Below are 11,102 nucleotides of genomic sequence, written 5' to 3' on the forward strand. Positions count from 1 at the left end.
GGACCTGTTGCCGCGCTACGGCATCGAGACCACGCTGGTCGACGGCCTCGATCTCGACCAGTGGCAGCGGGCCTTGCGACCGAACACCAAGACGTTCTTCCTGGAGAGCCCGACCAATCCGACGCTCGACGTGCTCGACATCCCCGGCATCGCCGAGATCGCGCACAAGGGCGGCGCGCGGCTCGTCGTCGACAACGTGTTCGCGACCCCGATCTGGCAGAGCCCGCTCGCGCTCGGGGCCGACGTCGTGGTCTATTCCGCGACCAAGCACATCGACGGCCAGGGCCGCTGCCTCGGCGGCATCATCCTGTCCTCGGAAGCCTTCATCGCCGAGCACCTCCACAATTTCATGCGCCAGACCGGGCCGTCGATCTCGCCGTTCAACGCCTGGGTTCTGCTCAAGGGCCTGGAGACGCTGGCCGTGCGCGTGCGCGCGCAGACCGACACCGCGACCCGCGTCGCCGAGGTGCTGGCGAGCCATCCCAAGATCTCGCGGCTGATCTATCCCGGCCGCGCCGATCATCCGCAGGCGGCGCTGGTGAAGAAGCAGATGCGCGGCGGCTCGACGCTGGTCGGCTTCGAGGTCAAGGGCGGCAAGRCAGCCGCGTTCCGCGTGCTCAACGAGCTCAAGCTCGCGAAGATTTCGAACAATCTCGGCGACGCCAAGAGCCTCGTCACGCATCCGGCAACCACGACRCATCAGCGCCTGAAGCCGGAAGACCGCGCCGCGCTCGGCATCAGCGAGGGCTTCATCCGCTTCTCCGCGGGGCTCGAGCATGCGGACGATCTGATCGAGGATCTGACGGCGGCGCTGGAGAAGGCGTGAGGCGAGCCAAGCACTCGCACTCGTAGGGTGGGTTAGCCCTGCAGATGCGCGAAGCGCATCTGCTCGGCGTAACCCACCAACTTCGTTCCGCAATCGTTGATGCATGGTGGGTTACGGCTTCGCCTAACCCACCCTACGACGCCGAGCCTACATCGGCCGGTACGCCCGCACATCCCCGGGCACGTTGACGCCGAGCTTGATCTGGCCGACGGAGCGGATGATGTCGTCGCCGAGGAGCTGGGCGAAGCAGGCGTAGCCCCAATCGTTCATGTGCAGGCCGTCGGCGATGACGAAGCTCTCGACCGGGATCGATTGGTTCTCGTGCCAGTCGCGCATCACCTCGAAGCGCGGGAAGATGCCGACGTGACGGAGCTCGGCGACCTTGCCGAGCAGCTTCACCATCTTGCCGGCGCTCTCCTTGCGCTGGTTGACGGCCGGCGAATATTGCGGATCGACCAGCACGATATCGGCGCCGCCGGCGGCCTGGATGCGCGAGATGCCGTCCTCGACCATCTTGGCGGTGTCGCCGGGATCGAGATTGCGCAGCACGGCGTTGGTGCCGACCTGCCAGATCACCATATCCGGATGCACGTCGATCACCTCCTTCTGGAGGCGCTTCATCATCTCGGGCGCGTCCTCGCCGCCGACGCCGGCATTGATGACGGTGATGTYGGCGGTCGGATATTGCCGGCGCAGCTGCGCGGCGAGACGGTTCGGATAGTTGAAATCGGGCGAGCTCGCACCATAGCCGGCGGTCGACGACGAGCCGAACGCGACGATCACGACAGGCTTGCCGGCGACGAGCTTGTTCGCGACATGCGGCAGCGAGCCCATCGTCTTCGAGCCGCCCTTCGGCGGCAGGCAGGGAACGCGGTTGAAGACGTCGCCGGCGGATTTCGCGACCTGCTTCACCTTGTCGATGGCGCGCGCGGTGATGCCGCGCTGTTCGGGGGACGTCGCGGCGACGGTGGTCTGGGAGGGCGATGCGGGGGCGGGACTAGCGGTCTGCGCGGGCGTCGCCTGCGCGGCTTGAGCCTGCGCGCGCGATTGCGAAGCAGGCGTCAGCACCAACAGCGCCGCCGCCGCGGGCGCAACCAGCCATGCCGTCAGGCCAAAAGGGCGGAGAGAACTCATTAACGCTAGACCTCAATTTTGCTGCTGGGCCGGCCCCAGATGGGCAGCATCAATCACGAATTGTGCCAACGCCCGGCCAAGGCAATCATGGACCTGTTTCGCCAGCTCAGGCCCGCGGGACGGGCTGAACAGGTCGAACTGACCCTGATCGTTCCACTGCCGCATGATCGCGAAACGATCGAACAGCGGGATGTCGTGCTCCTGTGCCACCACCCGCATGTTGTCGAGATAGGGCGGCACCGAGATCATGGTTTCGGTCCGCGGGCTGTACTGCAAGTTCATCAACACGACGTCAGCCCCTGCCTTTTGCAATGCGGAAACCCCTTCGGTCACCGCGCCGCGAAAATCGTCGGGATCGATTGCTCGGATAGCATCCACGGTCCCGGTCTGCCAGATGACCAAAGTAGGCCTTTTTGCTTCCATCAGCTTAACGAAGCTGGCGGCCGCCTCCTCTGCCGTCTTCTTGCTCTGTATTTCTACGGAGACGTGCACCGCTTCCGACGGCGGCAGCTTGTCCTTCAAAATGGCCTGCATGCGCGCCGGATAGGAAGCGTCCTCGGAGGCCGGAATCGTGGTCGAGCGGCTGCCGATGACCAGGATTTCGAGCGGTTTGCCGGCCTTGATGGCGTCGGCGACCTTGGGAAGCTGGGCTTCGCTGCTGAGCAGATAGGAGGGCAATTCGCAGGCTGCGGGCGCGGCCGGAGCGGGCTGCGCAGCATCCTCCGCGCGCGCCGACGGCGCGGCGAGGCCACCGCATAGCAGGATCAGGCTCAGGAGAACCTTCGCCTTCATCAGCCCCCTCCCGCCATATCGGCGTTGCCGACGGCGTTTTTGGTTTTCGCACCGCTCTTGTCAGCTACGCGCTTGTACCACGAAATCACCCAGGCGACGCCCCACATGATCAGGATTCCGGAGAGACTAATCACCGCATGCATGACCGCGCCGCCGGAGACCTCGGCCAGGATGAAATGACCGGCGAAGGCCAGGAAGACGCCGAGGCAGAAGATCTCCAGCGAATGCTGGCCGCACAGGATCAGCGGCCGCAGCCAGGGCGATTTCAGGCCCGGCCAGTCGCGCGGCAGGAAGCGCACGGTGAGCGCGGCCAGCGCCAGGAAATGCGTGAAGCGCAGCACGTCGAGATCGGTCTTGTCGATCGGATACATCCACTGTTCGAGCCGCTTCGGCATCAGATGCGAGAGCTGCGGCAGGTACCAGGTCAGCGTCACGTAGAACGCCGCCGCAATATAGGCGATCGCGATCCACATCGTCACCGGTGAAGCCAGAATACGCGACATGCGCCGCGCACCTCCGAGCGCACACCATGCACCGAAGACGAAAAGCAATTGCCAGGCCAGCGGATTGAACGCCCAGAAGCCGTTCGGATAGGCGGAGAAGTAGAGGTCGTATTGCCAGGTGACCACGTAGAGCACGACCGAGAGGCCGAGCGTGACGTCGGGCTTCCACTTCATCGACCACAGGATCACGGGCAGCGCCAGCATCAGCACGATGTAGAGCGGCAGCACGTCCATGTTGACCGGACGGAAGCGCAGYAGCAGCGCCTGCACGATGGTGACGTCGGGCTGCTTGAGGAAGTCCATGATGCCCATCTCTTCGGTGTAGAGCGGGTTCTCGAAGCTGGTCGCGACGTAGGAGATCTCGGCGAGAAAGATCGTGAACAGGAAGACGTGGGCGACATAGATCTGCCAGACCCGGCGCAGGATGCGCGCGGTGGCGATGACGACGCCGCTCTCCAGCATCGCGCGGCCGTAGACGAAGGCGGCGGTGTAGCCGGAGATGAAGATGAAGATCTCGGTGGCGTCGCTGAAGCCGTAATTGCGGATCGTGAACCAGGTCAGCAGACTCGTCGGCAGATGGTCGATGAAGATCAGCCACAGCGCGAGGCCGCGGAACAGGTCGAGCCTGAGCTCGCGCTCGCCGATGGCGGGCAGCGAGATGGCCGGCGCGGCCGCACGCGGCTTTGCGTCCACAGGCTTGGCTCCCGCGATCGTCGATCCCGTCACTTGGTCCGCAATGGTCATCGGGGCCTGAAAACCCTCACTCAAATCGCGACGTTATAAGGATTGTACCGGTCCGGCCGTCGTCTCGCAAAGCGGCCGGATCACATAAGGGTGTCTTTCTTTGGGGGTGTCTTTCTCCGCGAATTCTGGCGGGACGATGTCGCGAAAGCCGCCCGCGGCGTTTGGTTCCCGGCCGGGTTTTCGTTATGATGGCAGCCATGTACCGCGCCGTGACCCGCCAGATCGAAGTGACCGTCGAGCCGAACTTTGTTCCGGAACAGTCGTCGGCCGACCGCTCCCGCTATTTCTGGTCCTACACCATCGTCATTACCAATTCCGGCGACGAGACCGTGCAGCTCAAGACCCGGCACTGGATCATCACCGACGCCACCGGCCGCCAGCAGGAGGTGAAGGGCGAGGGCGTGGTCGGCGAGCAGCCGACCCTGGCCCCCGGCGAGCGCTTCGAATATACCTCCGGCGTGCCGCTCTCGACCGCCTCCGGCTTCATGACCGGCCGCTACCAGATGGTCAGCGAAAGCGGCGAACGCTTCGAGATCGACGTGCCGACGTTTTCGCTCGATAGCCCGGACAACAAGCGGGTGTTGAATTAGGGGCGTGCCGTAGGGTGGGCAAAGGCGTAAAGCGCCGTGCCCACCGTTTCGATGGTCACGCTTAAAGATGGTGGGCACGCTTCCGCCCTCGCTCTTCGAGCTACGGCGGACAAGTCGCTTTGCCCACCCTACGATGTCCGAGTTCCTGGCGCGCAGCTTCCCCAATCCCGTCATTGCGAGCGCAGCGAAGCAATCCAGAATCTTTCCGCGGTGGCAGTCTGGATTGCTTCGCTGCGCTCGCAATGACGGAGCAAGGTGCATCGGCGTCATTCTCCAACACGCATCTCAACGTTGCAGACACGCCGTCCCGTCCTCGCGGCGCAATTCGCCCGAGCTTTGCTTCGTCGCTCCACCCTCCAAGCCAAGAGGGCGCAGGGAAGGCCGGGTGCTGACCTCGCACCCGCGGTCTGCTGCGCGAAAGGTAGCGCAAAAGAACCGCACAGCAGCATACAGGTGGTGCCAATCACTCGGCCTTCCCTGCGCAGTGGTTGGACGGCTTATGCCGTGCTCTCCCGGGAGCCGAGTTCCTTCTGGCCTCCCTCACCCCAGCGGAATTCACCGACACCRCGCCGGTTGACGCGACTGCCGCATTCGCAAGAGCTTGACCGTAGCAACGACGGCCAGGACCACACGTCTATATTTTGGCATTCGGTGAAACACGCCGAAACTAACAAAAGACTTTTAAACAAGTGCTTTTCGACTACCCTGATGCGGGCTGTTTCAGCGGGCTTCACCAAATAAAGGGCCCGGCCCTAAGCCTTTCAGCGTCCGCACGACAAACTGAAGGCTTCAAAGCCGRGCCCTTTGGTCCCAAGCCTTAGGAGCCGAAACCAGATGGATAGTAGCATCGCCCCCTCCCCCGTCGGCAAGCGCGGCCGCAACAGCAGCATCATCCTGACCGACCGCCTGTGCGAGAAGCGGGTCGCCGAGCGGACCAAGTTCTACGACCGCAAGTGCCCTGGTCTCTACGTCAGCATCACCACGGCGGGTGTCGCGACCTTCTCCTTCAAGTTCACCGACCGGCAGACCGGCAAGCAGCGCACCGGCTGGCTCGGCCTCTACAATCCGGAGACCTTCACTGTCGAGGACGCCCGCAGCAAGGTCTATGGCCTCAAGGCCATGGGCGGCGACGCCCTCTCCGAAACCTTCCGCGACCAGAAGACCGCGAAGGCCAAGCGGGGCAAGACCGTCGCCGAGATCATCGACGAGCGCATCAAGTGGATGAAGACGCTGGTCAAGAAGCCAGACGGCGAGATGCGGCCCCGGCTGGAGAGCTGGGAGAACACGGCAAGCCACCTCGACCGCTTCATCCGGCCTCGCCTCGGCAAGAAACTGGCCTTGGAGGTCACTAAGCACGACATAGCCACGCTCTCGAACGACATCGTCGAGGGCAAGTTCGGCATTCCGTCGGTCAGTAATGCGCGCCACATGCGCAAGGCAGCTTCGGGCCTGTTCAACTGGGCGGCGGAGGCTGGGCGCGACTACGTTACCGCCAGCCCATGCGTCAACCTGCCGAAGCTGGACGCTGAACATCCGCGCACACGGGTATTGTCCGAAGACGAGATAAGGATCTTCTGGCACGGTCTCGACCGCAATGATCTGCCCTATGACCGCCGCACGCGCCTCGCCCTCAAGTTCGAGTTGGTCACCATGCTGCGCTCACGCGAACTGCTCGGTGCGCATCGGGATGAGCTGTTTGACCTCGACGGCAAACATCCGCGCTTCGACGTCCCCCTCAAGCGAGTCAAGAAGCGGCGGGTGATCCAGCAGCCGCTGTCTGATCTGGCGGTTGAGATCATCAAGGAAGCGCTCGCCTCTGATGATCAGCAGTTCGTTTTCGAGAGCCCCATGTACAAGGGCCAGCCGATCCACCGCAAGGCGATGGCCGACGCGCTGCGTGGTACCAAGCACGAGACGAACAAGGACAAGACCAAAACCGTTGGGCTCTGCGAGCTGCTCGGCCTCAAGCCGTTCACGCCCCATGACCTGCGCCGGACGGCGGCGACCCTGGCCGGCGATCTCGGCTTCGACGACGCGTGGATCGCGAAGTGTCTCGATCATGTGGCAAGCACGAAGGCCGAGCAGATCGTGCCGACCGTCACCGGCAAAGTTTATAACCATTCCAAGCGGATGAAGGAAAAGCGCGCGGTGCTCGATGGCGTCGCGGCCGAGCTGCGGCGGATCATCGGGACGGCGGATGCGGGGCTGCGGAAGGCGGCTTGAGGAATTCCGCTAGAGGACCACCCCATATTTTTCCGGATCGGCTGAAGGTAGCGGGGAATGCTCACGCCTTGCGGCGCGGCGCCCCACTCTCCCGGTCCGGTGTCGATTGCCGATTGCTTCGGCGCAAAGCCTCCATCAAGTCGATGACATTGTCGCCGCGCGGCAATGACAATTTGGATTGCTTCTCAACAATCTTCCTGCGCTTTTTCGGTGCGGCCTTCAGTTTGGCGGGATCGAACGCTGCTGTTCTTGCCATCACGATATGCGTCGCAAGATCGAGCATGTCCTTCGTGATCTTCACATCGGCAATTGACTGGAACAGCTCACTTGGATCACGGACCTGATCTGTGTTGCGAAGTAAGGTCGCAACCAGGCCGACCCCGCGAGGTTCAAGCGCGAGAGTGTGTTCGCCGAGAGAGGCTATCGCGGTGAACTTGGTCGCTGCCATTACTTCGCGGATCACCGCGTACGCATCGTGACCGACTGCACCTTGCGGAACGAGATAGTACGAGGCAGCGCAGTATTCGCGTTCAATCTCGTTCGACTTCACGAAACTTTCGATCTCGATGGTAGCATCACCATCGGGTTCTAGATGATGCTCATCCTCCGTCGCGGGATGCAGCCGGATCGGGCATGTCACGAGTGCAAGGCGCAGAAACCCCTCAAAAGGAGAGACCGGGCGCTCGACATCTGCCTGGACGACCGGCACTGCCGGGCTCAGTTTTTCTTCCAACGCAGCGGTCACATAGGAATTAAGGGTCAATTCCTCTCGCGCTGCCGCGAATGCAGCCTGCCGATGCAGCTCGGGTGGGACGCGAACATTGAAGAGCCCCTTGAACGGACGCGCAGGTTCTTTGSCGACTTCAGCGCAGGTCGCGAGATAGTCGTYAACCAGCTCGGCGAACGCGCCCTCCACATCGGCAGCGCTTTCGACCTCCGTCGTGATCAGATCATCGATGTGAAGGATGCGGATGATGAGCTTGCCATCCTCGAACTCAACCGCCCCTTGATAGTCGCGATAGCGGACTGTGCTCATAGCAGACCCATGTCTTCCAGTTGTTTTTGCAGGCGGCGGACCATCGATGGCCGCATTTCGCCGTCGTGCGGCTCATCAAGCCATATCATCGCCTTCGTGGTTCGATGCATGAACTTCCGCCTGCTCCCTCCCGTTTTTCCAGCTCTGAGCTGATCGAAACCCATGGCTATGATCTCCCGCTCAAAATCGGAATATCGGAACGTGCCCCGGCAATCCCCAAATGAGTGCTTCAGCTTGTCCGTTTGCGACATGCCCCATCCGTTGCTGTAACTGAAGTTCAGTTACACTAGTTGGCGATGGTCTTCAACCCCCCGGTGCGGGCCATGGCGAGGTCGTAGCTCTGCTCAATCTGCTCGGCTGGGGTCAGGCGCACCATGCTCAAGCGGCTCCACGCAGGGGCAACGCCAATTGGATACCGAACGGGCGGGTCGCGTTTTCCTCGATGAACGCCTGCAAGGCCGGCGTGATCTCGACGCCATGGTCGCCGGTTCGCTCGGCAAGCTCGTCGGCGACCTCGCTGGTGGCATCCCTCGACCAGCCCTCAATGGCGTTGAAAGCGACGATCCTGACCGGATAGGCGTACTGGCCAGACAGCAGGTCGCGGTGATGGTCTCGACGTCGGTGTCCTGCTCGTTCGGTCTCGCGCCAGGAGCAGCCGGCGCGGGCGCCGAAGTCTTCCAAAACCAGGTAAATCTCTCGGTCGAGACGATCCAGCGGCACGATCGACGGCGCATGACGCATGACGCAACTCCTACTCAGGAGAAGCAATCACGCTGCCAATTGATCGTTGCGATGCCCCTGTGCGGCAAAGGATGCCGCGCAGCCGAAGTCCGCGCTGGAACCTTCGGTTCCCTTGGGACTATTGCCTGATCCGGACGCCCTACCGCCGATTACCGTCCGGCATTGGAATGGCGGCCCCAGCAGTCGCTCCTTGAGGGTGGGATGCCGCTTGGTCATCCGAGGTTCAGGAAGGAACGTCTAGGGGTCGTTAGCGGAGATGAGCTTCGCTGGAGAAAGACCGATGAAATTCAAACTTGCACTTGCCGCACTGACGGTTCTCGGTGGGACCGCATTCTCAATTGCAACTGCCTCGGCAATGCCGGTTGCTCCAGTGGGACAATCAAAACTCGCTAACGTTGAGACAGTAGCCTTGGTGTGTGGTCGGCACGGATGCGTTCGAACTCGCCCGGTCTATCGTCCTGCGTATCGCCGTGGCGTAGTCGTCGTTCGTCGGCCTTATGCCCATCCACACTATCGGCGCTACTGATCCAGAAGTTCCTTTCATGGGAAAGTCCTGGCGGCGGAGAACCGCTGCATATACGAAGAGGCCGCCCCACTGAGGCGGCCTTACTTTTTGTGTTCCGCAGGCGATACGTTCGCGTTCGCAACGTGTTCACGGGCGGATTAAATACCTTGAGATAGCTCAAGGTAAGCACAAAACGAAAACCTCCGCACGATGGCTTACTTCGGAGACTGTAGGCCGGGAGAGGCCAGCCAATCGCTGATGTGCGCGCCAGTATTAGCTAACCGCGCTTTCCTAAGAAGGGCCTCGCGTTCCGCACCTGCCGGTAGTGCGCTCATCCTCCGCAACCACACGCTCGACCTCGCCGGCGAGCACGCTCAGATGATCTGCCAGGCGGGTGAATAGTTCACGCTTCTTTGGATCGGTCGCCAGATCTCGGATCAGCGCGCACTCGGCCGCATCTTTGCGGAGCTTTTCCAACTGAGCCTGCATGTCTTTCATTGCAGCTACTCGTTCCGGCCGATGGAACTCTATAGCCAATGTGCGGAAGCGAACAGTGCTGATTGCCGATTTTTCCTAGGCTCGGGATGCTTGAGCCTTCCCCAAGGTCCGAGCACCTCCAGCGGCCCCGGCCACAATCCCCAAAAGCCCCCCACGGCCGGGGCCGTCTTGCTATCGACATCCCATGACGGCGACCGCCAGGCCGGCCCCATTGAAATTCGGCCCAACGTCAGCGCCTCGCGTCCCGCAGGCGGAGCAGACCATGCGCGCCTCGATGTCGCTCAGCCGGAAATGGTCTGGCCAGGTGTCGGCGCTGACCGCGACGTGATGGCCGCAATGGCACCAGACCATGACGCCTCGAACGCCGGAGGCGCGCATCTCGCTGAAGGTGATCTTTTGGGCTCGCATGCCCCATCAAAACGCGGCTCGCGGCGGGCTGCAAATTGTCGATTGGTAGGGGCATCGATCAGCGACGAGCTACTGCCGGTCGTGGGTGTGGATTAGGGCACGTACTCATTAAGCGGCTGGCCGCCTGATGTCCGGTTTGCCGCCGACATCGGCCGAAGACGAGACTCCGAGGTCGCAGATGGGCCAACAAGCGACATTCACAAATAACACGCGGTTCGCGAGCAGAGCGCGAATGCAGCCGGCCTACTTAATTAAGATGGCGCAGGTATCAGGCCGTGACGTTTCATGATCTCGCCCATCTGGGCAGGATCAGGAGGCGCAGGGCCGCCGATGGCTGTGGCCATTTTCTCGGAAGAATTCCGGCCCGAGAACGCCTGGCGTGAGAACGCAAAGCATTTTCGCAATCGCCTGCGTCTCGTTGACGAACCCGTGGACAACACCGCGCGGGATGAAGAGATCGTCTCCGGGCTTGATCTCGATGCGCTTGCCGGCGACCGTCCAGGTGATGACACCCTCAAGACCATAGATTGTTTCTTCCCAGTCACGGTGATGGTGGGGGACCGGCATGCGGGAGTTGGGCGGGATCACCACCTCAAACATATCAAGCGCCCCGCTGGTATCATCTTTGGTGCGCAAAAACCGCAATTGCATTGCGCCAACCTTGATAAGTTCAGCCATTGTCGTGCCTTCCGTTACGCCATAGAAAAGATCGCGGGACGGCTCGGCTCATCCACACCGAAGTATCAGCAGAAAGCCTATGGCCGGAGCTTGGGCATGTCTATTGGGCAATGATGTCTGACATGGATCATAAACGGCGGTCCGTTTCGCATACGGCAGGTCCCCATCTACCTTGATAGCGGACCGACTACGCCCGCGATGCCAACTAAACCGTGCGCCGATCCGGTCCCTAATAGAGACTCGCGGAATGTATCAGGACGCCGCGCACGCCATCTCGCGAAGCGCCACAGCCGCCGCACCGCTAGCCCCCTGGGCGAGCAAGACCACCCGTAAATTTCCCAAGTGTCGGCAACCAGGCTGACTGATAGGCAGGGGCGGCAGGTAAGCGCCGCACTATGAAAACACAAAAGCCAAAACAATGGAC

The 11,102-nt window shown here is 62.0% G+C and carries 12 protein-coding genes; 4 read left to right on the top strand and 8 right to left on the bottom strand.

Annotated features, from left to right (window positions below):
• A partial coding sequence (locus AC1D00_RS10455) for an aminotransferase class I/II-fold pyridoxal phosphate-dependent enzyme (protein ID WP_477010614.1) occupies positions 1–826 on the top strand: 826 nt, incomplete at its 5' end.
• 147 nt (positions 827–973) lie between these two features.
• Here AC1D00_RS10455 and AC1D00_RS10460 read toward each other — a convergent pair.
• The 3 genes from AC1D00_RS10460 to AC1D00_RS10470 are packed head-to-tail and all read right to left on the bottom strand — an operon-like array spanning position 974 to position 3,999.
• Complete coding sequence (locus AC1D00_RS10460) at positions 974–1,960, bottom strand: SGNH/GDSL hydrolase family protein (protein WP_477010615.1); 987 nt, start codon at positions 1,958–1,960, stop codon at positions 974–976.
• A gap of 12 nt (positions 1,961–1,972) precedes the next feature.
• Positions 1,973–2,752 (bottom strand): SGNH/GDSL hydrolase family protein, encoded by a 780-nt coding sequence (locus AC1D00_RS10465; RefSeq protein ID WP_477010616.1) that lies wholly within the window; start codon positions 2,750–2,752, stop codon positions 1,973–1,975.
• A complete protein-coding gene (locus tag AC1D00_RS10470; protein ID WP_477010617.1) occupies positions 2,752–3,999 on the bottom strand; it encodes an OpgC domain-containing protein in 1,248 nt (415 codons plus the stop codon). The genes AC1D00_RS10465 and AC1D00_RS10470 overlap by 1 nt, the downstream gene beginning before the upstream one ends.
• Before the next feature lie 197 nt (positions 4,000–4,196).
• Here AC1D00_RS10470 and apaG point away from each other — a divergent pair, with 197 nt between their 5' ends.
• On the top strand, positions 4,197–4,589 hold the full coding sequence (gene apaG / locus AC1D00_RS10475) for a Co2+/Mg2+ efflux protein ApaG (RefSeq protein WP_195804872.1): 393 nt from the start codon (positions 4,197–4,199) through the stop codon (positions 4,587–4,589).
• Positions 4,590–5,423: 834 nt separating this feature from the next.
• Positions 5,424–6,812, top strand: a complete 1,389-nt coding sequence (locus AC1D00_RS10480; RefSeq protein ID WP_477010618.1) for a tyrosine-type recombinase/integrase — start codon at positions 5,424–5,426, stop codon at positions 6,810–6,812.
• 61 nt (positions 6,813–6,873) lie between these two features.
• Here AC1D00_RS10480 and AC1D00_RS10485 read toward each other — a convergent pair whose 3' ends face one another.
• The 5 genes from AC1D00_RS10485 to AC1D00_RS10505 all read right to left on the bottom strand — a co-directional run bounded on the left by AC1D00_RS10485 (position 6,874) and on the right by AC1D00_RS10505 (position 10,000).
• The gene (locus AC1D00_RS10485) at positions 6,874–7,848 is read right to left on the bottom strand and encodes a toxin-antitoxin system HicB family antitoxin (RefSeq protein ID WP_477010619.1); all 975 of its coding nucleotides are present in this window, start codon (positions 7,846–7,848) and stop codon (positions 6,874–6,876) included.
• Entirely contained in the window at positions 7,845–8,099 is a 255-nt protein-coding gene (locus AC1D00_RS10490) for a hypothetical protein (protein WP_477010620.1), read from the bottom strand. The genes AC1D00_RS10485 and AC1D00_RS10490 overlap by 4 nt, the downstream gene beginning before the upstream one ends.
• A 127-nt stretch (positions 8,100–8,226) precedes the next feature.
• Positions 8,227–8,589 (bottom strand): hypothetical protein, encoded by a 363-nt coding sequence (locus AC1D00_RS10495; RefSeq protein WP_477010621.1) that lies wholly within the window; start codon positions 8,587–8,589, stop codon positions 8,227–8,229.
• Positions 8,590–9,385: 796 nt separating this feature from the next.
• A complete protein-coding gene (locus AC1D00_RS10500; RefSeq protein ID WP_477010622.1) occupies positions 9,386–9,592 on the bottom strand; it encodes a hypothetical protein in 207 nt (68 codons plus the stop codon).
• 171 nt (positions 9,593–9,763) lie between these two features.
• Positions 9,764–10,000, bottom strand: a complete 237-nt coding sequence (locus AC1D00_RS10505; RefSeq protein WP_477010623.1) for a hypothetical protein — start codon at positions 9,998–10,000, stop codon at positions 9,764–9,766.
• A 285-nt stretch (positions 10,001–10,285) separates the two neighbouring features.
• Between AC1D00_RS10505 and AC1D00_RS10510 the strand changes: the two genes are divergently transcribed.
• Positions 10,286–10,792, top strand: coding sequence for a hypothetical protein (locus AC1D00_RS10510; protein ID WP_477010624.1), 507 nt, complete (start codon positions 10,286–10,288; stop codon positions 10,790–10,792).
• The last annotated feature ends 310 nt before the right edge of the window (positions 10,793–11,102 follow it).

This window comes from Bradyrhizobium sp. P2_E8, assembly GCF_056403875.1.

Coding starts and splice junctions, on each gene's coding strand:
- AC1D00_RS10495 (WP_477010621.1), bottom strand. CDS start 8,589: ATGCGTCATGCGCCGTCGATCGTGCCGCTGGATCGTCTCGACCGAGAG.
- AC1D00_RS10465 (WP_477010616.1), bottom strand. CDS start 2,752: ATGAAGGCGAAGGTTCTCCTGAGCCTGATCCTGCTATGCGGTGGCCTC.
- AC1D00_RS10480 (WP_477010618.1), top strand. CDS start 5,424: ATGGATAGTAGCATCGCCCCCTCCCCCGTCGGCAAGCGCGGCCGCAAC.
- AC1D00_RS10500 (WP_477010622.1), bottom strand. CDS start 9,592: ATGAAAGACATGCAGGCTCAGTTGGAAAAGCTCCGCAAAGATGCGGCC.
- AC1D00_RS10505 (WP_477010623.1), bottom strand. CDS start 10,000: ATGCGAGCCCAAAAGATCACCTTCAGCGAGATGCGCGCCTCCGGCGTT.
- apaG (WP_195804872.1), top strand. CDS start 4,197: ATGTACCGCGCCGTGACCCGCCAGATCGAAGTGACCGTCGAGCCGAAC.
- AC1D00_RS10490 (WP_477010620.1), bottom strand. CDS start 8,099: ATGTCGCAAACGGACAAGCTGAAGCACTCATTTGGGGATTGCCGGGGC.
- AC1D00_RS10510 (WP_477010624.1), top strand. CDS start 10,286: ATGATCTCGCCCATCTGGGCAGGATCAGGAGGCGCAGGGCCGCCGATG.